The 22527-nt window shown below is 41.7% G+C and carries 25 protein-coding genes and 1 pseudogene; 12 read left to right on the top strand and 14 right to left on the bottom strand.

The window, feature by feature from the left end; genetic code table 11:
* Positions 1–54: 54 nt before the first annotated feature.
* The 6 genes from K6984_RS11940 to K6984_RS11920 form a co-directional block, all read right to left on the bottom strand.
* The gene (locus K6984_RS11940; RefSeq protein WP_221895733.1) at positions 55–1032 is read right to left on the bottom strand and encodes an ABC transporter permease; all 978 of its coding nucleotides are present in this window, start codon (positions 1030–1032) and stop codon (positions 55–57) included.
* Positions 1032–3173: an ABC transporter substrate-binding protein gene (locus tag K6984_RS11935; protein ID WP_221895732.1), complete on the bottom strand. Its 2142-nt coding sequence runs from the start codon at positions 3171–3173 to the stop codon at positions 1032–1034. The genes K6984_RS11940 and K6984_RS11935 overlap by 1 nt, the downstream gene beginning before the upstream one ends.
* Before the next feature lie 112 nt (positions 3174–3285).
* The gene (locus K6984_RS11930) at positions 3286–3735 is read right to left on the bottom strand and encodes a type II toxin-antitoxin system VapC family toxin (protein ID WP_221895731.1); all 450 of its coding nucleotides are present in this window, start codon (positions 3733–3735) and stop codon (positions 3286–3288) included.
* A 6-nt stretch (positions 3736–3741) separates the two neighbouring features.
* Positions 3742–3873: a hypothetical protein gene (locus tag K6984_RS33370; RefSeq protein ID WP_263458731.1), complete on the bottom strand. Its 132-nt coding sequence runs from the start codon at positions 3871–3873 to the stop codon at positions 3742–3744.
* Between the two features lie 390 nt (positions 3874–4263).
* Entirely contained in the window at positions 4264–6354 is a 2091-nt protein-coding gene (gene ppk1, locus K6984_RS11925; RefSeq protein ID WP_221895730.1) for a polyphosphate kinase 1, read from the bottom strand.
* A 31-nt stretch (positions 6355–6385) separates the two neighbouring features.
* Entirely contained in the window at positions 6386–7138 is a 753-nt protein-coding gene (locus tag K6984_RS11920; RefSeq protein WP_230988035.1) for a 1-aminocyclopropane-1-carboxylate deaminase/D-cysteine desulfhydrase, read from the bottom strand.
* A 675-nt stretch (positions 7139–7813) separates the two neighbouring features.
* Between K6984_RS11920 and K6984_RS11915 the strand changes: the two genes are divergently transcribed.
* Entirely contained in the window at positions 7814–8023 is a 210-nt protein-coding gene (locus tag K6984_RS11915; RefSeq protein WP_221895729.1) for a PIN domain-containing protein, read from the top strand.
* A gap of 146 nt (positions 8024–8169) precedes the next feature.
* On the opposite strand, the gene ligA is transcribed toward K6984_RS11915, so the two are convergent.
* On the bottom strand, positions 8170–10194 hold the full coding sequence (gene ligA / locus K6984_RS11910) for an NAD-dependent DNA ligase LigA (RefSeq protein ID WP_221895728.1): 2025 nt from the start codon (positions 10192–10194) through the stop codon (positions 8170–8172).
* Between ligA and K6984_RS11905 the strand changes: the two are divergent.
* Positions 10161–11257 (top strand): annotated as a pseudogene (locus K6984_RS11905) (DUF484 family protein). The gene ligA and the pseudogene K6984_RS11905 sit on opposite strands and share 34 nt — an antisense overlap.
* A 191-nt stretch (positions 11258–11448) precedes the next feature.
* Here the strand turns inward: K6984_RS11905 and K6984_RS11895 are convergent.
* The 3 genes from K6984_RS11895 to K6984_RS11885 all read right to left on the bottom strand — a co-directional run bounded on the left by K6984_RS11895 (position 11449) and on the right by K6984_RS11885 (position 13774).
* Complete coding sequence (locus K6984_RS11895; RefSeq protein WP_221895725.1) at positions 11449–11688, bottom strand: hypothetical protein; 240 nt, start codon at positions 11686–11688, stop codon at positions 11449–11451.
* 586 nt (positions 11689–12274) lie between these two features.
* Positions 12275–13483: an acyltransferase family protein gene (locus K6984_RS11890; protein ID WP_221895724.1), complete on the bottom strand. Its 1209-nt coding sequence runs from the start codon at positions 13481–13483 to the stop codon at positions 12275–12277.
* A 153-nt stretch (positions 13484–13636) separates the two neighbouring features.
* On the bottom strand, positions 13637–13774 hold the full coding sequence (locus tag K6984_RS11885; protein ID WP_221895723.1) for a hypothetical protein: 138 nt from the start codon (positions 13772–13774) through the stop codon (positions 13637–13639).
* A gap of 12 nt (positions 13775–13786) precedes the next feature.
* Here K6984_RS11885 and K6984_RS11880 point away from each other — a divergent pair, with 12 nt between their 5' ends.
* The 6 genes from K6984_RS11880 (at position 13787) to K6984_RS11855 (ending at position 16815) form a co-directional block, all read left to right on the top strand.
* Positions 13787–13945 (top strand): hypothetical protein, encoded by a 159-nt coding sequence (locus K6984_RS11880; protein WP_221895722.1) that lies wholly within the window; start codon positions 13787–13789, stop codon positions 13943–13945.
* A gap of 885 nt (positions 13946–14830) precedes the next feature.
* Positions 14831–15442, top strand: a complete 612-nt coding sequence (locus K6984_RS11875) for a phospholipase D-like domain-containing protein (RefSeq protein ID WP_230988034.1) — start codon at positions 14831–14833, stop codon at positions 15440–15442.
* Positions 15443–15534: 92 nt separating this feature from the next.
* Positions 15535–15693, top strand: a complete 159-nt coding sequence (locus K6984_RS11870) for a hypothetical protein (RefSeq protein WP_221893723.1) — start codon at positions 15535–15537, stop codon at positions 15691–15693.
* A 39-nt stretch (positions 15694–15732) separates the two neighbouring features.
* The gene (locus K6984_RS11865) at positions 15733–16266 is read left to right on the top strand and encodes a winged helix-turn-helix domain-containing protein (RefSeq protein ID WP_221895721.1); all 534 of its coding nucleotides are present in this window, start codon (positions 15733–15735) and stop codon (positions 16264–16266) included.
* Positions 16251–16568 (top strand): hypothetical protein, encoded by a 318-nt coding sequence (locus K6984_RS11860; RefSeq protein ID WP_221895720.1) that lies wholly within the window; start codon positions 16251–16253, stop codon positions 16566–16568. The genes K6984_RS11865 and K6984_RS11860 overlap by 16 nt, the downstream gene beginning before the upstream one ends.
* Positions 16534–16815, top strand: coding sequence for a transposase (locus K6984_RS11855; protein ID WP_230988050.1), 282 nt, complete (start codon positions 16534–16536; stop codon positions 16813–16815). Before K6984_RS11860 ends, K6984_RS11855 begins: the two co-directional genes overlap by 35 nt.
* Before the next feature lie 687 nt (positions 16816–17502).
* Here the strand turns inward: K6984_RS11855 and K6984_RS33365 are convergent.
* Positions 17503–17631 carry a hypothetical protein gene (locus tag K6984_RS33365; RefSeq protein WP_263458730.1) on the bottom strand — a complete coding sequence of 43 codons (129 nt, stop codon included), beginning with the start codon at positions 17629–17631 and terminating at the stop codon, positions 17503–17505.
* Between K6984_RS33365 and K6984_RS11850 the strand changes: the two genes are divergently transcribed.
* Positions 17588–17806 carry a hypothetical protein gene (locus tag K6984_RS11850; protein ID WP_221895718.1) on the top strand — a complete coding sequence of 73 codons (219 nt, stop codon included), beginning with the start codon at positions 17588–17590 and terminating at the stop codon, positions 17804–17806. The genes K6984_RS33365 and K6984_RS11850 overlap by 44 nt on opposite strands.
* Before the next feature lie 2 nt (positions 17807–17808).
* On the opposite strand, the gene K6984_RS11845 is transcribed toward K6984_RS11850, so the two are convergent.
* Entirely contained in the window at positions 17809–18450 is a 642-nt protein-coding gene (locus K6984_RS11845; RefSeq protein ID WP_221895717.1) for an HAD-IB family phosphatase, read from the bottom strand.
* 169 nt (positions 18451–18619) lie between these two features.
* Positions 18620–20203 carry a phosphoglycerate dehydrogenase gene (gene serA, locus K6984_RS11840; protein WP_221895804.1) on the bottom strand — a complete coding sequence of 528 codons (1584 nt, stop codon included), beginning with the start codon at positions 20201–20203 and terminating at the stop codon, positions 18620–18622.
* A gap of 124 nt (positions 20204–20327) precedes the next feature.
* Between serA and K6984_RS11835 the strand changes: the two genes are divergently transcribed.
* A complete protein-coding gene (locus tag K6984_RS11835) occupies positions 20328–21314 on the top strand; it encodes a chloride channel protein (protein WP_221895716.1) in 987 nt (328 codons plus the stop codon).
* 186 nt (positions 21315–21500) lie between these two features.
* Here the strand turns inward: K6984_RS11835 and K6984_RS33360 are convergent, their stop codons facing one another.
* Positions 21501–21629: a hypothetical protein gene (locus tag K6984_RS33360; protein ID WP_263458596.1), complete on the bottom strand. Its 129-nt coding sequence runs from the start codon at positions 21627–21629 to the stop codon at positions 21501–21503.
* Positions 21630–21683: 54 nt separating this feature from the next.
* Here K6984_RS33360 and K6984_RS11830 point away from each other — a divergent pair, with 54 nt between their 5' ends.
* Together K6984_RS11830 and K6984_RS11825 are read left to right on the top strand one after the other, a co-directional pair.
* Positions 21684–21995: a chloride channel protein gene (locus tag K6984_RS11830; RefSeq protein WP_230988033.1), complete on the top strand. Its 312-nt coding sequence runs from the start codon at positions 21684–21686 to the stop codon at positions 21993–21995.
* Between the two features lie 7 nt (positions 21996–22002).
* Positions 22003–22476: a TlpA disulfide reductase family protein gene (locus K6984_RS11825; protein WP_221895715.1), complete on the top strand. Its 474-nt coding sequence runs from the start codon at positions 22003–22005 to the stop codon at positions 22474–22476.
* Positions 22477–22527 lie beyond the last annotated feature (51 nt).

Here is a 22527-nt window from a genome sequence, read left to right as displayed (position 1 = left end):
AAACTTATAAATGGTGTCACCTTTTCCGCTCAGAGCAAGACATCCCGCCCTGGCCTAGCTCAACCGCACGCGCGGATCAACCAGTGTGTAGGAAATATCGGTTAGCAATAAGCCTATGATATATAGTACAGAGCCTAGAAATACCATGGCCCTAACGATGGCAAAATCCTGGCTATTAATCGCATCTATCGTATAACTGCCTAAGCCTGGAATACTAAAGAATGACTCGGTAATCAGGCTCCCCATAAAGAGTAATGGCAGCACAACCACCACGCCCGTAAGAATTGGAATCATGGCATTTTTTAGTACATGTTTAAAAAGCACCTGTGTTTCTGTCAGTCCTTTTGCCCGCGCAGTACGCACACAATCCTGCTCTATTTCTTCTAGGAATAAGGTACGGTACCAACGCGCCCCTGCCCCTACGCCAGACACTACGCTGATAAGCACGGGCAGTATCAGGAATTTGTAGGCATTGATCCCGGTATCGTAACCAGAGATCGGCACCAGCATCAGTAATTTACCGATAATAAACTGCCCACCAATAATATAGAATAAAGAAGAAATCGACATAATAATAATACACAGCACGATTATGCTAAATTCCAGATAGCTCTGCCGAAATAGCACCATCATTAAGGCAACGCTGATATTAACAATTAAACCGACTATCAGCGAGGGTAAAGCCACTGCTAAACTGGGCCACATACGTTGCTGTATATCCTGGTCTATATTCCTGCCACTATCTGAAATGCCAAAATCAAAGGCAAATAAGCGCAGGGATTTTTGGTAAAAAATGGTGGCTTTAATTTTATCCAGCCCAGTCTTGGTCGGATTAAACAATAATGGCAAGTCATAGCCACGCTGCTGCTTCCAGTTATCAATCGCCTGCTCGGTAACATGCTTCTGACCTAGTTGCATACGCGCCATATCATCTGGGCTATTGACGATAAAAAACAGCACAAAGGTAAGGATATTGACCCCTAGTAATAAGGGAAAGGCATAGATAAAACGTCGCAGGATATAATTAAACATTACTTAATCGTCTCTTTTGCACGGCGTTGAAAGCTGCGTACTGCCGGCAGAACCAGCAAAACCATAAGAAAAACCAGTCCGATAATCGGCCATAATACTGGCTGGTTCCATTGCTGTCTTAGTTGCTCGCGTTGCCGTGGGTCTATACGCTGGTATTTTAGTTTATTATTAGCCATTAAGTTAGGCTTTAAATTATGATACCAGCTATGAAATAAGGAAAAACTTTTTGGATGAAACCCATACACCCAGGGGGCATCATGGCGAATGATTTCCTGCATTTTTTCTACCATCGCCCGGCGCTCTGGACTATTTTCCATATTACTCATTTGCTTAAACAGGCGATCAAACTCATTATTCTGATAATTTACTGCATTTCCTCCCCCATGCTCAACCTTGCCATTTGCACCATATAAGAGGAAGAAGAAGTTTTCCGGATCCGGGTAGTCCGCGTTCCAGCCCCACATAAAAATTTGCGCATTGCCATTGAGCATTTTCTGCTGGAAGCGGTTGTAATCCGTTGCCCGTATTACCAGTTGTATACCCAGCTTGGAAAACTGTTTACGATACCAGTTTAGTCGCGCTCTATCATCAGGACCACTGGCTGCTGTATCCAGATATAAAATCAATGCTTCACCGGTTGAGGCATCGATACCCTCTGCATAACCTGCCTCTTGCATTAAATGTCTGGCCTCCTGTAAGGGTTTACGTCGGGCCTGTTCGCCAACCCAGTCATAAACATAGGTATTAATGCCCTGCTCTCCTTCACTGAAGCCAAAGATTGTGGGTGGAATGACCCCTTGTGCTGTGACCCCTCGTCCATTCATAAAAATAGAAATATATTCTTCATAATCGATAGCGATGGATATTGCCAGGCGTAATTTACGTGCCCGTTCGCTATCACCACCGACCACTGAGTCCAGCATATTAAAGCCCATGTAAAAGATAGAGCTGGTTACTGCGGTTTGTAACTGCATGCCTTTATCCAACATTGATGGCGTTAGACCTAGCTCACCATCACCGGTAAATTGCACCGCCTGGTCAAAGCTATCGGATGCAATACCCGAGGCATCATAATACCCTTGTAGAAATTTGTTCCAGTAAGGAATGGTTTCTTTTTCCAGCCGATAAACGGCTTTGTCAATAAAGGGTAAGCGCTTACCCGCATCGTCTAACAAACCCTTTTCCCTATCGCCTGGCTCACCTTCATGTGGGTAAAAGGCGGCATGGTAATTAGGATTTTTAAGCATCACCATCTGCAGGTTTGGGTTATTTTCTTCCAGCATAAAAGGACCTGTGCCTAGTGGCTGCCAGTCCAGGGTAATATTTTTATCAATCAACCCTTGCTGGCTATAAAAGGCATCCGCCTCCCACGGCATCGGCGCAAAAAATGGCATAGCCAGCCAATAGATAAATTGCGGATACTTACCTTTTATGCGTATTTTGTAGCGATATTTATCTATGACCTCGACACCGCTAATCGCGAAATCTTTCAGCGCAGTACGTGGCTGATCTTTTATGGTTAGGGCATAATCGCTCAAACCCGCAATATATTGTTTCATCAGCTCGGCTATGGGTGAGGAAATTTGAGGATGTACCAGGCGCTTTATTTGGTGTACATAATCAGCCGCAGTTAATTCACGCGTACCGGTCTGGGTAAAATCACTTAGCTGCGTTATCCGGGATAATTGCTGTGGTGTAAGCTGATGATACAAATATCCACCTTGCTTTTTCCTGGCTAGCGCAGCATGAGGCTGATACTGGATATCCGGCTTAATAGCAATAATATAATCTGAAAAGGCGATTTGTTCAGCCGGGGTATCTTCCGCTAAAACCTGGCCTGCACTATCCAAGTAAATAATTTCGGGCATTTGCGTTGCGGTTAACAGCTCTAGCTCATACGGACGTTTTAGGTAATGGTACTGAAACGGCGGCTCATAAATCTGGCCGATAAAAACATATTCATTGGAACTATGGGACTTTGCCGGATCCAGGTGCCGGGGACGCTCAGAAAAAGAAGAATATAAAACTGCCAGGCCTTTATCTGCTGACGCGGGATATGGATTATTCAGCACCTGTTCATTGCAGGCAAACAGACATAGATAGCTTAGAATAATAAAGAGAGTTTTTAATATGGGAGGCATTAATATCTTATTTACAAATTTTTCTTGTTACCGGCGGAGTCACTGTCATTAACTAAGATAGTTAGCAAGGAACAACTGAGTTCTAGTAAGCCGTGACCATGTATGATATACCTTAACTACAATCAAGCTTTAGCTCAGAATCAAGAAACTGAATATCCTTATATATTTTATCAGCACTGACTAAAACAATACCCTGACCTATTGCGCTGGCAGCTATCATTAAATCCAGAGTATGCTTTTTAAGCGTCTCCCGTTTAGCTTTTCTTAATTCTTTAAATTGCTTTTTCAAATCACCAAAAATCTTAGCTTCAGATGGAGTCAATGGCAAAACAACAAAGTCTTGCTGAATCTGCTGAATCTGCTGAATCGTCGCCTGTAATTCAACCTTCTTATGTTCTGGTGAGTTTGCAAAGGCATATTCAAATTCGTATATCGTTAAAATAGAAACAAATATTTCATCATTTTCTTTCAAGCTAAGTAATTTTTTTATAACTACAGCGTGGTTAACGGACGAAATGTTATAGATGTCGGAAACAACATTAGAATCGAATAGGTACTTCATTTTTACTTATTCATCAAAGGTAATTGATTGTCTAAATTCCTCTCTATCCCGATTAAATACATCCGTATAATCACCTAAATCAAATGCTTTTTCTTCAATTTCCTGTACCATTTTCTGCCACTTAGATGTTTTTTTCACTGGCAGATGTGCTTCTTTTTTTAAACTTTCTTCAAGCTCTTTAATACGCTGATTCCCGTTAATTTTTTAATCCCATGCAACGCCAGCATAATATTATCTAATTTATGGGGTTTTATATAGGCAACTGAAGTTTCCCAATTATTGAGTAGCTGAAATACACAATGCTGGTGTATCGAGGTTTATTTTAGGTGGTTTTGCCATGTTTATAGCAAACCCCTACTTAATTCCCCTTAGGCAATAGCATTTGAAACGAATGAAAAGACTATTTTTTCATATAGTTGTAGCATAGTTTCAATTTTACCATAAATAATTATTGGGAAACTTCAGTCAATATATTCTTCACTGGTTTCTATCATAACAGTAGTTTTACTTTATACGGGGATAGACTGGCTATTTCACGCAATACTGCTCCATTAGCTCATTTTGCACACGGAAAACATCACCTTTAGGCACACACTGCATATAACTGCCATCACTTTGCATAATCCAGGCCTGGGAATTGTCTCGCAAATAACATTCCAGGTCACTCAGCACCCGCTGTTTTAAGCGCTTATTTTCTATTGGAAAACCAATCTCTACGCGTCTGAACATATTGCGGTTCATCAAGTCAGCACTGGATGCATAAACCTCTTGGCTGCCACCATTTTCAAATGTATAAACCCGGGTATGCTCAAGAAAGCGGCCAATAATCGAGCGCACCTCAATATTATCAGATACCCCTTTAATACCCGGTCTTAATGAACAGATTCCACGCACAATAAGCCTAACCTCAACCCCAGCCTGTGACGCTCTGTAGAGTGCCTGAATCACCTGCTCTTCGACCACGGAATTGACTTTAAAAATGAGTTTTGCAGGCTCGCCTTTTTTGGCAAAATCAATTTCACGCTCAATTTTAGCAAGCAGCCCCTTATGCAGAGTAAACGGAGATTGTAGCAGTTTATTTAACTTGATTACTTTACCCAGGCTGGTTAGCTGCACAAAAACTTTTCTGACATCTTCACCTAGTTCTTTACTGGATGAGAACAAGCCGTAATCCGTATAGAACTGGGCTGTTTTCGGGTGATAGTTTCCCGTACCTAAATGCACATAGTCCCTAAACTTCTTGCCTTCTTTGCGTACTACCAGACACATTTTGGCATGCGTTTTATAACCTACGACACCATATACAACATTCACTGCCGCATCTTGTAATCTGGCAGCCAGGGTAATATTAGCCTTTTCATCAAACCGGGCACGTAACTCGATGACCACAGTGACTTCTTTTCCCGCTCTCGCCGCCTTGAGCAAGGCATTGATAATAGGTGAGTCTACACTGGTTCGATACAAGGTCTGTTTTATTGCCAAGACATCAGGGGCTACTGCAGCCTGACGTATAAATTCCACCACGGGTGTGAATGACTCATAAGGATGGTGTAGCAATATATCCTGTTTTTTTATGGCATCAAAATAATTTTTATTACGTGATAATTGCGCCGGTATCGATGCTTTATAAAGCCCGAACTTTAAATCAGGACGGTTAACTAAAGCAACGACCTCCTGAACTCGACTTAAATTCACCGGGCCATTGACTAAAAAAACCTGATCATCCGTAATACCAAATCGCGCTGCTAAAAAGTTAGTCGTATCCTCGGCACACTTGCCATCAATTTCAAGGCGTACTTCATCACCATAATTACGCATCGCCAGCTCGCCTTCTACCGCATTCAGCAAATCATCTATCGCATCATCATCAACATACAGGTCGCTATTACGCGTCACACGAAATTGATGACAACATTTCACGTTCATACCATTAAATAATTGATCAATAAAGGCATGAATAATCGAGGATAAAAACACAAAATCATGTTCCCCGCCACCCGTTTCATCAGCGGGCAGAGGAATAATTCTAGGCAGCGCTCTAGGTGCCTGTAAAATGGCACGGCCACTATTACGGCCAAAGGCATCTTTCCCGGTTAAGGTAATAATAAAATTTAAACTTTTATTTAAGATACGTGGAAATGGGTGTGCAGAATCCAGACCTACCGGTGTTAAAATCGGCTGTAATTCTTCATGAAAAAAAGTCTTTATCCATTGCTGCTGTTGCTCAGTCCAGTCAGCACGGCGAATAAAGCGGATATCTTCTGCCGCTAATTGCGGAATCATTAATTCATGCAGCACCCGATACTGCTCAGCGACCAGCTCATGCACCTTAACAGCTATAACCTGCAATTGTTCCTGCGCGTTCAGGCCATCATTCGCGGTGACATGGGGATCCATTTCCGCTATCTGGATAACACTGGCAACTCTGACTTCATAAAACTCATCCAGGTTAGAACAGGAAATACACAAGTAATTAAGGCGCTCTAATAAGGGAATATTTTCATCTTTTGCTTGCGCTAAAACCCGGTCGTTAAACTCTAACAGGCTTAGCTCTCTGTTGTAATATAAAGTGGGATCACTTAAGTCTATTTCTGTTACCGTCTGTTTTTTTTCAGCCATCGTATTATCTACTCTTGTGCCTTATTTACATCTAAATCGGTACAGATACAAAGCCACGATTGCCTTGTAATCCCCCCGTGTGTATAGCAATTATTTTTTGTCCCGACTTAAAATAGCCCAGCCTGATTAAGTCATAAATTCCATACAGCATTTTACCTGTATACACAGGCTCTAATTTTATATTATGCGTTTGCTCAAACTGTTGTATAAAGTGTAGTAGTTCAGAGCTTATTTTAGCAAAACCACCGAAATGATACTGTAAATGTATACTCCAGTCGAAAGAACTCCCAGCACTGTGTGCTAAAAAATTATCTAGCTCATCCTTTAAGAAACCTGCTCCCTTTAGGGCAGCAAACCCATGCACCTGTTTCTGCCCGGCAACTGCATTGACAAGCCCTGCCATTGTTGTTGCTGTACCACAGGGCACGCAAAGCACATCGTAATCTATATCGATCTCTGCCACTAATTCAGCAACTTCTTGCAATGCCAGATTTAACGCGCCTCCTTCAGGCAACCAATATTCGCCAGGGCTTAATCCGGGGAAAGCATTATTTTGCTTATATGTTCTGAGTTGCCGATAATCGCTACGTGAGACAAGTTCCAAAGCCATTCCCCATGCCTGCATATCGCTTAAGCTGGGGTTCAACGTCTCGGGGCGCTCGCCTCTGATGATGCCTAAAGTTTCTATGCCTAATTCGTGACCCGCATAAGCCAGGGCATACAGATGATTTGAATATGCCCACCCCCATAGAAATAATCTTGCGGGTATTGAGTGACACCGCATGTTGCAGAATATATTTTAGTTTGCGCCATTTATTGCCGGAAATAACCGGGTGTAATAAATCATCCCGCTCTAGCCCCTGATTGGTAATAAATGGCTCATCAATCTTTGCTAAGTGTGATACGCCTATTTTTTGTTCTAGCTCAATAAGCCGCTGATTCATTATCCTGGAAACCACAGTTGAGCACGGATTTTGTGACAAATCTGAGTGCGAAAGACAAGGTAGAACTTGCAGACAATGGCCTTAGCCATTGGCAAGAGTTATGATGCAGTATTTTGTGCGCAGATTTATTCATAAACCGTAAAGCGGAGTATACTCACCCAACAGGTGCCAGGTAGTTATGATCATTACATTAATATTCAACTGAAGTTTCCCAATTATTGAGTAGCTGAAATACACCATGCTGGTGTATCGAGGTTTATTTTAGGTGGTTTTGCCATGTTTATAGCAAACCCCTACTTAATTCCCCTTAGGCAATAGCATTTGAAACGAATGAAAAGACTATTTTTTTCATATAGTTGTAGCATAGTTTCAATTTTACCATAAATAATTATTGGGAAACTTCAGTTATTGAAGCATCTCGCGGAGATAAAAATGCAGCGGCAAAGCGACTTGCTGCAATTGAAGGCATAGCTGAGTTAGAAGTCTTAGATACAACGGCGAAACTGGCAAGATCTTTGATTTCTCAGGGTTCATTACCTACAAAAGCTGAAATTGATGCTTTCCATGTTGCGGTAGCAGCTACTCATGGTGTTGAGTTCTTACTCACATGGAACTGCAAGCATATTGCCAATGCAATAATGCGTCCAAAAATTGAACAAGTGTGCCGAGAAATGAGCTTTGAGCCACCTATTATTTGCACACCAACTGAATTACTTGAGGAGTAACTAATATGTGGTCTGATCCAATTCTAAAAGAAACAAGGGAATTACGTGAATCTTATGCTTTAGAGCATAACCATGATATTGATGGTTTTTTTAGGTTTATTAAGGTAAATGGAAAAAAACCTTAGCCTGCTTATGGCTGTTTTGATCTAAGGGTTATCTTTCAAGATGTTGAGTAAGCCATCTTCGCTTAAAATGGTAATATCCAAGTCCTGGGCTTTACTTAATTTAGACCCGGCTGACTCTCCTGCGACAACATAATCTGTATTTTTAGAAACACTGCCAGACACCTTTGCCCCTAAAGCTTGTAATGCCTGTTTTGCATCATTTCTGCTGGTGTGGGCTAAGGTTCCTGTCAAGACAAATGTTTTACCCGCCAGAGGCAATTTTTGTTCGGCTTTTGCCTGAACTTCAGGCCATTGTATTCCTGCTGCCAGAAGGGCATGAATGACTTCCAGGTTATGCGGCTGGCGAAAAAATGTCACGATATGCTTTGCGACTATAGCACCGACATCATCGACCTGTTCAAGATCTTCTATAGAGGCATTTTGTATCGCATCCAGGGTTAGAAAATGTTCTGCCAGGTTCTTTGCTGTCGCATCGCCTACTTCGCGTATGCCGAGTGCCAGGATGAATTTTGCCAGTGTGGTTTGTTTGCATTGCTGTATCGCATTGAGCAGTTTTTCGGCTTTTTTAGCCCCTATGCGTTCAAGTGGGATAAGTTGTTCGGCTGTGAGGGTAAACAAATCAGCTGGAGTATTGATCAAATGTTCATCGACTAATTGTTCGACGACTTTCACTCCTAGCCCGTCTATATTCATGGCTTTGCGCGAAGCAAAGTATTTTATTGCCTGTTTGCGCTGGGCAGCACAATATAAACCACCCGTACAGCGGGCGATGGCTTCGCCTTCTATGCGCTCAATTTCAGAGTCGCAGACGGGACATTTAACTGGAAAGATAATGTCTTTTTGTGTTTCGCTGCCTGTCTTGGTATCAGCTATCGCTTTAACTATTTGTGGAATAACATCCGCCGCGCGTCTGATAATAACGGTGTGTCCAATTTTTAATTCTAGCCGCGCTATCTCGTCGGCATTATGCAGGCTTGCGCGACTGACAGTTACTCCGCCGACAAATACCGGTTGCAGTATCGCAACCGGGGTTATGGCTCCGGTTCTGCCTACCTGAAACTCTACATCGAGTAGTGTTGTCTGTTCTTCCTGGGCAGGAAATTTATGTGCGGTTGCCCAGCGGGGGGCGCGAGCAACAAAGCCTAGTTGCTCCTGTAATGCAATTGCATCAATTTTATAAACGATCCCATCTATTTCGTAGTTTAATGTGGGGCGTTTTTCTAATAGCTGTTGGTAAGCGGCAAGACAGCCCTTTGCGCCTTTTTGTAGTGTGACTTCAGCCGTTAGAGGTAAGCCCCATTCTTTTAATTGCTGTAATCTCTGATAATGGCTATCAGCTAGGCTGCCGCCTTCTATAATGCCGATACCATAACTATAAAAGGCCAGCGGTCTTTGCGCGGTAATATTCGAGTCGAGTTGGCGCAGGCTTCCCGCCGCCGCATTTCTTGGGTTTACAAAGCTCTTACTGTCATTGTTTGTTGCCTGTTGATTAAACGCAAGAAAATCGGCAATTGGCATAATAACCTCGCCACGCACCTCCAGCCGTTCCGGGATATTATCGCCTTGTAGTGTATGCGGGATATTAGTAATGGTTTTAACATTATGCGTGACATCTTCGCCTATGCTGCCATCACCTCGAGTAGCTGCCCTAGTTAGTTTACCATGTTCATATAACAGGCTGATAGCAAGTCCATCTAGTTTAGGCTCTACGCAAAAAGTCAGTTCTTGCGTGCTGTTCAGGCGATTATGGATACGCTCGATAAACTCATTAAGTTCAGTTTCCGAATAAACATTACCCAGTGATAGCATAGGTATTTCATGGCGTATTTTGCTAAAAGAAGATAACACCGGTCCACCGACTGAAAGGCTGGGGGAATCCGTTGCTGCATATTCTGGATATTTTTCCTCTAACTCGCGTAGTAATCTGATTTGTCTGTCATACTCTGCATCGGTGACAGTAGGCGCATCCCGGGTGTAGTAGGCATTGTTATGCGCATGAATTTGCTGGCGTAATGCCGCAATTTGCTGTGCTATTGACTCTGTCATTTGATTTATATTTTACGTTTTTTGCTGAAACTGGTAGTCTTGTATTTACCGCTTTTAAATGTCGGGAATTTATTTTGGAAGAAGGTCTAACATCGGACTTAATGACCCTGCAAAGCCAGCTTGAGAGTATGTTAGGAAGTGTACATGCTAATAGCTCTACATTACAGCGGTTTCAAGTGTTTGAAAAGGAGCTGCTCAAGCATGAATCTCTGGTGGAAATGCTTGACTATATTTTAACCGCTCAAGACCTTTTTAACCTTGATTATATTGGCTTATGTCTTATTGATGCAAAGGGAGAGCTGGAATATTTCCTACAGGAAGGTGGTTTTGATTTACTGAGTAAGCCACAGTTGATTATTTTACCTGATGATAAGCTTTTACAAGCAACTTTCGGGCTATCATCCAGACCCTACGTAGGCAGTTATAAAACCGCAAAATGTGCTGATTTTTTTGCCTACGATAAACGTAAACCGGCTAGCATTGCCATTATTCCATTGTTACGTCGAGGAAAATATCTGGGGACATTGAATATGGGTAGCATAGACCCGCAACAATTTGAGGACTCAATGGCAACTGACTATATTGAATATATGAGCGCTGTAGTCGGGGTTTGCCTGGAGAATCAATTGAATTTTGAGGCGCTCACCCGCAACAGCATGGTTGATAGCTTGACCGGGGTGAATAATCGTCACTTTCTGGAGCAGCGCCTGGATGACGAAATTATCCGGGCGCATAGTGCAACCGAGCCATTATCCTGTTTTTATCTAGGCATAGATGGTTTTCAGCAGCTAAATGATGAATATGGTCGTGCAGTAGCTGACCAGGTTTTAATAGCGGTGGCTGCTGTTTTCGCGCACAGCTAGACAATAATGATATTTTAGTGCGTTATACGGGAGAAATATTTATCGTGCTGCTGGCAAATACTGATCAGGGACAGGCGCAGGAGATTGCGCAAAGTATTAGACAGACTGTGAAAGAGATACAGTTCAGCGCAGCAGAATTTTTAGTTACATTGACAATTTCCATTGGTATTGCTATTTACAAAACTTCTGGTAGTACTTAGCTAAAACCTGCTAAAGTTAAACTTAATTTACTTAATAAGGCCAGTAAAGCTTTAGACAAGGCAAGAACAGAGAGTAAAGACAGAGTGGTTGTGTCAGGGATTATTACGGACTCTATATTCCCTGGCAAATTTATTTAAACGCTTTTAACAATAATCGCAGGAGTACACATGATTCGGCAAATTGTCAGCCATCATAATATCCTTTCTATCGTAGGCAATCGCTTAAAATCAGGGAAACGGAGCCTAAGCGGAGTGATGATTTTTAGTCCCTGGTAGGCGACAGGGCAATTCGCTGATCCGAAGTGCGCTAGTAGCGCGCGAGGGAGGCAAGAATTGCATTCCGAATAGCCGTCCAGCCAGTTAGGTAGTAATGACGAAGCGGCTTTTGTGCGTAGTCGTTGCGGACGCAGGGCGTTCAGGGCATCTCCCATCCGCTGCGTAGGTGAACGAATTATGGCGACAGGAGTCCCGGAATTTCGTGAGGTAGCATGGCGCGCCTGAATAACACAGTTGCCACCCAAGCCACAGTTACCCGACACGTAATTATGATTGCCAACGACTAAATTGTGCCCAAGAATAGAACTTGTCCAAAACACATTGTTATTGCCAATAGTGACGAACATATCAATATCGACACTGGATTGAATTACATTATTTTCCCCAATAATCAGATCTTCACGAATGATGGCTTTTGGACTAATAAAATTCACCAGTGAATAACCTTTAACCTTGGCTTTGTCAAACATTAAGGCACGGTTACGCATACGACTAAAGCCAATCGCAACAAACATTTCATATTGCTCGACTGGGTACAGCTCTGTCACCTGCTGAAAAGAAACCACGGGGAGGCCACAAAATTCTGTCTCTCGCATATATTCCTCATCCACACAAAAAGCAACAACAGTCGTTTGGCTATATCGAGTAAAGTTATGGTACATCATTTCAGAAAATGCACTCAATCCATAAATAACAATTTTCTCTGGCATATTTTATCCAGATAGGTGAAATGCTAAAAAATCAAATAAACGTTTTGCACTTCAGTAACAACAAATAGAAATATTCTACGAATATTCTAGCGACGAAATTAGCAAGCTTGATGGCTGGCTTATCCACATAAACAGTGATTAAGTGAGCTAAACATATTATGACAAATAGACCCGAGCTAAGGACAACAAAAAATGAAGGAATATAGCCTATATATTTATACAAGTTCAAAAATAGCCAGGCAGACAATGAGCCAATAACTAAAATATGCACACCATAGACGCCATAAGATATTTCCCCCAGGTATTTCAACAACCGCATATTGAGCAATATTTTTACCTTATCGTGCAAACAGATAAAGCAAAACAGAAAAAGGGCCGCAAGCATAGGATAACCACCGTCATATCCCGTATCAGCGGGTAAAAAATGATACACAGTGCTATTTATATATTCAATATTTGCGTAGTGCGGGTATCCACCGAGATAAAGAAATGCTCCCCCAAAGAAGAAAGCCATATTTTTCTTTAACCTTACCGACAGGCAGATCGGTTTATGTTTAACAAGGTCGGCAATCAATATTCCTAAAAAAAAACCCTGATAAAAACTTTTTACTAAAATCAGAATTAAGGCAGCAAAAATCAGCCATCTGTATTTAAAATTACTGCAAAAAAATAACGTTAAAAATACCAGTATTGATCCATATAATTCTACCTGAATGGTCCAGAGAGAAACATTGTATTTTGCTGCCTTTTCAAACAGTGAACTGCTGATATTAATCAGAAACTCTTTGATTGATAAGTGTCCTTTCCATAGACTGAAGAACCAAGGTTTTGACGAACTTACATCAGCAAGTTGCTCATTAAAGTACAATCCTCCACGCCAAAGAAATGCGCTTATAATGAGAGTGCATAAAACTACGCCTGCCAATCTAATCGGGCGTTTTAATATTGCCCCAGTTAATTTCTTAACATTCCTCGCTTCACCCAGATAATTATAGCTAAGAACGTAACCGCTCAGAATAAAAAATAGGCACACAGCCATATGCCCGGCAGTCATCAGGCCAAGCGGCGGATAAAAAAACAGGTCTTCGAATAGATAATGCTGCTGATACTCTCCCTGCTTGCCAACAACAGAATAAGGGAAAAAAGCGCCAATATAGTGCGTAAGAACAACAACAAGTGCTGCAATACCCCGCAAGGAATCCAGATGATACTGATGGGTCTTTTTCAATTCATTTTCCATAACTTTTCTTGCTGGGTTTTCTACTGAAGCTATCTAATCCACATAAACTGAAGTTTCCCAATTATTGAGTAGCTGAAATACACAATGCTGGTGTATCGAGGTTTATTTTAGGTGGTTTTGCCATGTTTATAGCAAACCCCTACTTAATTCCCCTTAGGCAATAGCATTTGAAACGCAGGCGCGCCATGCTACCTCACGAAATTCCGGGACTCCTGTCGCCGTAATTCGTTCACCTACGCAGCGAATAGGAGATGCTCCAGCCGCCCTGCGTCCGCCACAGACTGAGTACAAAGCAGCTCAGTCATGGCTACCACAAATGGCTCTACGGCTATTCGGGATAAAATTTTAGCCTCCCTCGCGCGCTATCGCGCACTTCGGATTGGCAAATTTCCCTGCGCCTTCTGGAGACTATCAGCCCGTCCGGGGCTGACAGCGAATGAAAAGACTATTTTTTTCATATAGTTGTAGCATAGTTTCAATTTTACCATAAATAATTATTGGGAAACTTCAGTATGTAAAGTTTCAAGAGAAAATAGAAAAGGACTTAGAGTCCTAAATTAAGACGTAAAATTAATAATAGGCGGCAATGGACTAGCCTTCTAGGGTGCAATCAAAACCACGTTCTTAGAACGTGGTTTTTTACTCATAAAAGTCGGAGTGGAGCCGATGAGATTAGAAATATTGGTTTATTAACCCATCTTCGTCACTATTGATGATGTAGTTGTTATAAATCAATTGGTTGAAATTTTAAAAAGTAGCCAGTTGGCACTACAGATTTTGTGTTTTTGTATAAAACGTTGGATTTTTTAGAGTATTTTTGTCGCATGTAAATTACACTCAAATAATGATGATTTTTTTGACAAAAGTCAATGAATTTATCGACAAAAATAATATAAATGGCACTACAAAACTTTCAAAAAAAACACCATTGATTTTAAAGAGAATTTTTCGACAAAAAATCGCTTAAACCGATGAATCAATGGCTTAGAAAGATGAAAGTGACGAAGATGGGTTAAGATCCTATAACTCGATGTTCAAGTTTTCAGCTATAACTGGGCTAAGAAAAGTAAATTTTTCCGGCTTTGTTTTATAAGTGATTGATTTACAATGATGTTGATGCTTTCTTTGTCAGTAAAATTATCAATAAAATCAATCAGTTAAAAAACTTGAACATCGAGTATAACCTACAAACGACCCTTTGCCGTTTATTAGCATGTCAAATATGAGAATATCAGGCAAATTTTGAAAGCATACATCCTTTCAAAATATAGTATTTACCGCTATCTTGGTGATAGTGATATAGGATAATACCTTTGTCGATGGAAATTAAACAGGACATTATTCACTGTGATAGAAAGTTTTAATAACAAGACCGATAAAGTTGGCGATGACTTTAAGAAAACCATTACTACGGGTAGTAAAGTTGATATTGCAGCAGGTATATTCTCTATCTATGGGTATGCAGCATTAAAAAAAGAACTCGATAAAATTAAGCAGCTAAGGTTTATATTCACCGACCCTACCTTTATAGAGCTAGATAAAAACAAAAGAGAGCAAAGACAGTTTCAAATCAATTCTAATCATCGAAAAAAAGCAATCAGTGGTTCTGATTTTGAGATAAACTTAAAAAATGAACTCACAGGAAAAGCCATTGCACAAGAATGTAAAAAATGGATTGAACAAAAGGTTTCCTTCAAGACAAATGCAGTAAATCAATACATACAGCCTCATTTAAGATTAAAAAATGATGAAAGTAACTTTGTTTATATGGGGATCAATGAATTCACCAGTGCTGGGTTAGGTTATCAAAAGGACAATACTATTTTAAACCAAATCATCAAAACGGATGATTTAGATACAACCCAGCAATACGCCCAAAATTTTGAAGATGTATGGAATGATAAAAAAGTATTAAAGGATGTTACAACAGAAGTCATTGACTACATAGCGGAACTATAGACTTTCAGAAAATTAATTTCCGAACAAACAAAAACGACAGAGGGGAAACTGACTTATAATTTTCGTCCCAACACTAACGGAAACAGTCAAAAATGGTATCCCTCACTTTTTCAAAGTCAATTGTAGACCGACTAAAAAAAAATATGGCGACAGCTCTCAAGCTAAGTAATATTTGTTTATATCGATTAACTCAAGCTCTACTCTGGTTCAGTGAATGCATGGGAATCAAAGAAATAGCACGCCTAATGTGAGTCTGTGAAAAAACCATTATAAATTGGCTGAAAACATTCATGCATAAAGGTGTCGGTTGGTTAATAGGGCAACACTATCAAGGACGTGGTCGGAAGTCAAAGTTAACTAAAGACCAGAAAAATAAATTGGTTGAGTTGATAAAGAAAGGCCCAGAAGACAATGGATTTCATTGTGGAATATGGAATACTGCGATGATTGCCGAGCTTATTTGGTTAAAATTTGAAGTTCGTTATAACTTGAACTATTTATCAAGCCTAATGAAAAAACTGGGCTTCAGTTATCAAAAAGCTCGTTTTGTGACTGATCGCCAAGAAGAAGAAAAGTACGAGCTTGAAAGAAAAACGTGGCTGGAAGAAACATTGCCTGCCATTATGGAAAAGGCGGTAGAAGAAAAGAGTGTCGTTTTATTCGGTGATGAGGTGTCATTTGCTATGTGGGGTTCATTGGCACGAACCTGGGCTCCAATAGGAGAGCAACCCACAGTGAAAACATCAGGGATTCGAAAAGGGTTGGTACGATCGAACTCGAAGGAGGGAGTTTTCAATACCGAGAATCATTGGCTTATGAGATAAAACCAAAGTCACTTAGACTTTTAAAAGAAGCTGGGCTGCCTCAAGAATTTTTAGCTATTCTTAAAAGCTTAAAAAATGAGAAATATCCAACACAGAAGCTTTTTATGGAAGCGATATATTCTATTGCCGACAACGTCTTAATCGAGAGTTATAAGCCAATGATATTACAACACGCTGAAACATCTGGGCGTTTTAATGGTGAAAGCTATGTTGAGTTTTTAACACAATTGCTGGCTTATTATAAAGGCAAGATTATTCTAATTGAAGATGGTGTCCCCGTATCATGGAAGCGGTGTTATTAAGGAATTTAAGTTAGCTAATGTAGATCGTTTGACAGTAGAACGTCTCCCTGCGTTCTCGCCGGATTTTAATCCGATTGAGAAATTATGGAAAAATACGAAACGCGATTCGACTCATATGAAGTATTTTAAAACTTTTGAAGATCTTCATGATTCAGTTGTGCAAACTTTTAACACTTATATGCATGATGCCAGTAAAGTGATTTGTGTTATGCAAAAATTGCGGGAAGATTTCGTTGTTACCGCCTAAGTTTAAGCGCTCCAAATTTGGAAATTATTTATCTGAGAAACTATAGTTGTAGCATAGTTTCAATTTTACCATAAATAATTATTGGGAAACTTCAGTTATTGGGAAACTTCAGGTCTTTTAAAACCCCCTGTTTAAAAATAATGAATTTGAAGTAGCAGAACACTATCGCAAGAAGATTTATTAGTTTACTTTGTCTCAGATCATCCTTAGTCCTGAATGGCGGAAATCATCCGTAATATCCTTGCGTTATGGCACTCCATTGATATCTTCAACATTAATCTGTGCAAATATTTCTCAACCCCTGAACTTTACCGCAATTAAGCCCGCAATTGCTGCTTCCACTTAAAAGCATACGTTCCTAAACGCTTTTAAAAAGGGAAGATGATGCTACCTGTTAATTCCGTCAGACAAAGGATAACCATAGCTCAAAGGTTGGAACAACAAATTTATTCCGCATCGGCATTGATTAATGCTTCGACAAAATTATCTGGTGGTAATTATGGTTTAGGAGCGGTAATAACGGGCAAGATTGATGTCCGTGGCCCGGCCCGGCCGGGCCGGGCCGGGCCTGATAGAACTGACATCCTATAAGTGAGTAACTTGTGGAGATGGTCACTTAAGGGAGTAGAGTGATATCAATCCAATCAATCGGACAATATTTTTAAAACATCAGTTTCTTCTGTAAAATTAGACTTGTAAAGACCAGGCGCGCCATGCTACCTCACGAAATTCCGGGACTCCTGTCGCCATAATTCGTTCACCTACGCAGCGGATGGGAGATGCCCTGAACGCCCTGCGTCCGCAACGACTACGCACAAAAGCCGCTTCGTCATTACTACCTCACTGGCTGGACGGCTATTCGGAATGCAATTCTTGCTCCTCTCGCGTGCTGCTAGCACACGTCGAATCAGCGAATTGCCCTGTCGCCTATCAGGGACTAAAAATCACCACTTCGCTAAGCTACGTTTCCATGATTTTCAGCGAAGGCTAACTTTATAACAAATACGCTAAAACAGCCTGTAGATCGGAGTCTTCAACAAATACATCTGCTTGCTTCCGGACGATTTCTCGTGCCACTACCCCGCCAAAACCTATGCAAAAAGCGCCTGCTTTTTTGGCTTCCATATCGGTATTTCCATCACCCACTATAGCCATTTTTAAATTAGCAGGATTCAGTTGCGTACATATATCGGCTTTACCGCCATTTCGCGCTAGAGGCGATTGCTGGTTGAAGTCCAGATAATCGCCATTACTGGCAAATAGAACTTCTACTGCATGTACGTTTTCAGGAACAACATTTAATTTTTCTGCCAGTGGCAAAATGGCCTGTTTCAAGCCACCGCTGATAATATGGACTTGCCGGCCTTCGTCGTGTAATTGCTGAAACACCTGCTCTACCCCCTGCACTATTTCTTCTATGTATAAATCAGCTACCCACTTTATAGCCTGTCGATCAGGTTTGATCAAACTCAGGCGCTGCGCGTAAACAGACTCCAAAGGTACCTCACCATTCATGGCTGCATTAGTTAAAGCTGCCATTTCTGCACCGCAACCCGCACGTTCAGCTAATACATCAATACCTTCTATTTCACTTAAGGTACTATCACAATCAAAACAAATAATATCAGAACTCATATCCGCCCTTTTAAAAATGGGGTAGAGCGGACTTTAGTCCGCAATAAAATGCACACGCAGTTAGCCGGAAAATCAGGTGTAAGGCTTTAGCTTTGCATGTTTTCATTCTGGCTGATGCTCCATTAGTAGCAAACTGTATATAGCGGACTAAAGTCCGCTCTACAATAGTTTACATTTCAATTTGTATCGCTGACTCAACTGCAGCTATCTCACAAAGTGCCTGTAACTGCTCATCTTCTATTTTTTCAGACACACTGATCACAGCCATTGCATGTTTTCCATCCTCAGCGACACCTACCTGCATCCGTGAAATATTAATATTCGCCTTACCTAATACTGTACTGATTGCAGCAATAACGCCTGGTTTATCCGCATGTTGCGTGACTAGTAACACACCTTCTGGAACCACTTCAATTTCGTATTCATTGATATGCACAATACGAGGGTGCTTATCACCCAGCAAAGTACCACATAAAGTAAGCTCTTCATCGCCACAATAGGCTTTCACTTCAATTAAAGCCAGATAGCCTGAAATCTCTTCTGATTTTAACTCAGTTAAACTGATGCCCTGACGCTTGGCAATATTCTCTGCACTAACACTATTGACTGGCGTTGATACATGGCTTTGCAGCAAACCCACTAAAGCAGCGACTGAAACTGAACGTGCCTCGGCTTCCGCTGCTTTACCTAATAGAGACACCTTAATCCGCTCTATCGGTTTAGTTGCCAAGCCAGCTAACACCTTACCCAGGCTCGTCGCTATCTCCATATAGGGTGCTGATTTCCTAAGATCATCAGCAGACAGACGGGGTAAGTTCAGCGCATTTACTGCCTCACCTGTGTTAAGAAAAGTCACTGCCTGACGCGCAATTTCGACACTGACCGCTACTTGCGCTTCTTTGGTTGATGCGCCTAGGTGCGGGGTAAAAACGATATTGTCCAGTTCTAATAGTGGCGAATCTTTGGGCGGCTCATTTTCATAAACGTCCAGCGCCGCACCCGCAATATCGTCATTTTTCAAAGCATTATAAAGCGCCGTTTCATCAATTAGCCCACCCCTCGCGCAGTTAATAATCATCGCGGATTTTTTCATCATCGCCAATTGTTGCTCACCAATCACACCGCGTGTTTTTTCCAGTAAAGGGCAATGCAAGGTTAAATAATCTGCCTGCTGCACCAATTCTTCCAGCGTGACCATTGCTGCTCCGCACTCAGCGAATATATCTGGGGCAACAAAGGGATCATAGGCGATAACATGCATACCTAGCCCTGCTCCTCGCCGTGCAACAATACGCCCTATCGTACCAAAGCCCAAAATAGCCAGAGTTTTATGTGATACTTCCGCACCTACTAATTGCGATCTCTCCCACTTTCCTTCACGGATCGATTTATCTGCTTTGGGTAAGTTACGGCTTAGGGAAAACATATGCGCAATCGCCAGCTCAGCTGTTGTGGTTGCATTTGCATCCGGAGTATTCATCACGATAACCCCCTGCTCTGTTGCAGCCGGAATATCGACATTATCCACACCAATTCCTGCCCGCCCGACTAGTTTCAGGTTTTTACCAGCGCGTAGCACTTCATCTGTGACTTTAGTATCGCTACGAATTAATAGCGCGTCATAATCAACTATCGTCTCGCATAACTGTGCTGGACTCATACCGGTATCTATATGAACCTGTATGCCTTCTTGTTCATTTAAAAAGTTAACCCCTGCATCGGCTAATTTATCGGAAATAAGAATCTTTTTCATACTCAATAATTTCCCTTGGCTTTATAGTAGCGACTATTGATCGATGGATAAACCAGGAAAAATAGTTACCTTAAATGTTAATGCGGCAACCTTATCCATCAGATGAAGAATAAGCGCTGCACTAGTGCGGCAAATAAACACTACAGTTTACCAGTTTTGCTATAATCATAAAACTGATAAATCCATTTCTTTGCCTATGTCTGAATACAGCAAATCTTTTTTTTCCTTAAACTCCTGGAAGCAGCGACTGGTTTTCTGGTTAGGGGCAATCATCATTGGTTTATTAATCTCAACCATGACTTTACTCAGCGAGTGGGCTTCTGAATTTTATCGTTCTGCTTCCCTGGTTCATGCCTGGTTTAATTTTGTCGTTGCGCCGTTTGGCCTCGCCCTGACAGCCTGGATAACCTTTCGTTTTTTTCCTGGCAGTCAAGGCAGTGGTATTCCCCAGGTTAAAACCGCACTAGAACTTCAGCATACTGCGGCGGAACGTTTAAAACTGGTTTCATTGCGCATTGCCATCGGCAAAACTTTCCTGCCGATTATGGGCTTATTATCAGGCGCATCGGTCGGTTTTGGCGGACCTGCTACTCATATTGGAGCCTCCTTAATGGGGTCACTCGGCAGAGCGTTTAAATTTCCCGCGCATTATATGGCTAGAGGTCTATTGCTGGCAGGAAGCGCTGCGGGGTTTGCCGCCATGTTTAGTGCACCTCTCGGTGGCATTATGTTCGCGATTGAGGAAATGGGGCGGACACTGGAAGAGCGCATAAGCACATTGGTGTTAACCGCCATTATTTTTTCCGGTGTGACCGCCTATTCGATTTTAAACCACACGATTTATTTTACCGATAATCAACTCAGTTTACCCTGGGGCGAAGGCTGGCTGGCAATTCCGCTATGTGGCATTATTGGCGGCTTTCTCGGTGGGATTTTTAGCAAGATCATCATCAGCGGCCAGTATTTTATTAAAAAAAGAGGCTTCCCTATCGTCAGGGTTGCTTTTGTATGTGGCTGCGTTATTGCCTTACTCGGTTTTGTATCGCATGGTGAAAGTTTTGGCACTGGCTATCAACTGGCAAAAATATATTGCTGGAAGAAGCGACAGTAGACCCGCTGTTTCCACTGTATAAAATGCTGGCAACTATCGCTGAAAATCAGGGAAACGGAGCCTAAGCGAAGTGATGATTTTTAGTCCGCGATAGCCGTAGGGCCGTTATTTTGTCGGAGTCTGAGCGTTAGCGAAGGTGGAGACAAAATAAAAGGCCATCCGACACGGCGTCAAGTCATTTGGAGCCTATGTTCCGACCCCTTGTTGGGTCGGGACGAGGTGACGAGGACGAATCGGGGCCGCCGGAGGCATAAGTGGTCGCGTTAAGTTTTTGCTGCTTGCTTGGGCTGGGATGCCCAAAACAAGCTTTCGCAAAAATAGCGACTCCCCGATGCTACTTTTTTTAGCGGTATTCCTAGTGGTACTTTTGTGCCTTCCATAGCAACCGGTGCGGGACTAGGTGCAAACCTGGCGAACTGGTTTCCGATTGCGCCAACCTCGGTGATCATTTTACTCAGCATTACCGCTTATTTCGCGGGTATGCTGCAATCACCGTTAACCTCATTTGTGGTCGTACTGGAAATGACCCATAGCCACGACCTGTCTATTCCCTTAATGACTGCCGCATTTCTGGTCTCTGGCACGTCTAAATTAATAAACCCCGAACCATTGTATAGAGCATTATGTAATGCCTATCAAGTACACCAAAATGATGCCGCTAATGAAGAACAACAGAAATAGAGCCCTATTGATTGCGCTGGGTATATGTATATTGCTAACGGGCATCTATACACACAGTCTGTCTAAACCGGCACTAGCCCCTGATGTCAGTTTTAAAACAATAAGCAATAAGACGATACGCCTAAAGGACTTACAGACTAAAGTTGTGCTAATTACATTCTGGGCTAGCAACTGCGCCAGTTGCATCAAGGAAATCCCCTTTTTTAAAAGTTTATATCAGGATTATCATCAACAAGGTCTGGAAATTATCGCTATCGCCATGTTTTATGACCGCCCTAATTATGTCGTAACCACAGTCAAAAACCATCAAATTCCTTATGATATAGTGCTGGACCTGGATATAAGCCTGGCCAAGGCATTTGGTGATATTAGCTTGACACCAACAACGCTGTTGTTGAATCCGCAGGGAGAAATTATCTATCGCGCAACAGGGCTGCTTGATTTAATTAAGATGCAAAAGCGGATTGCAGAACAATTATAACGACATTCTAGCTTTGAATTTTCACCAGCCCATCAATCTAAAAACATCAGT

The sequence above is a fragment of the Bathymodiolus japonicus methanotrophic gill symbiont genome, assembly GCF_019721995.1.
Taxonomy (GTDB): Bacteria; Pseudomonadota; Gammaproteobacteria; order Methylococcales; family Methylomonadaceae; genus Methyloprofundus.
The sequence above is the reverse complement of the archived record's forward strand: the minus strand, read 5'-3'. Positions and strand labels throughout refer to the sequence as shown.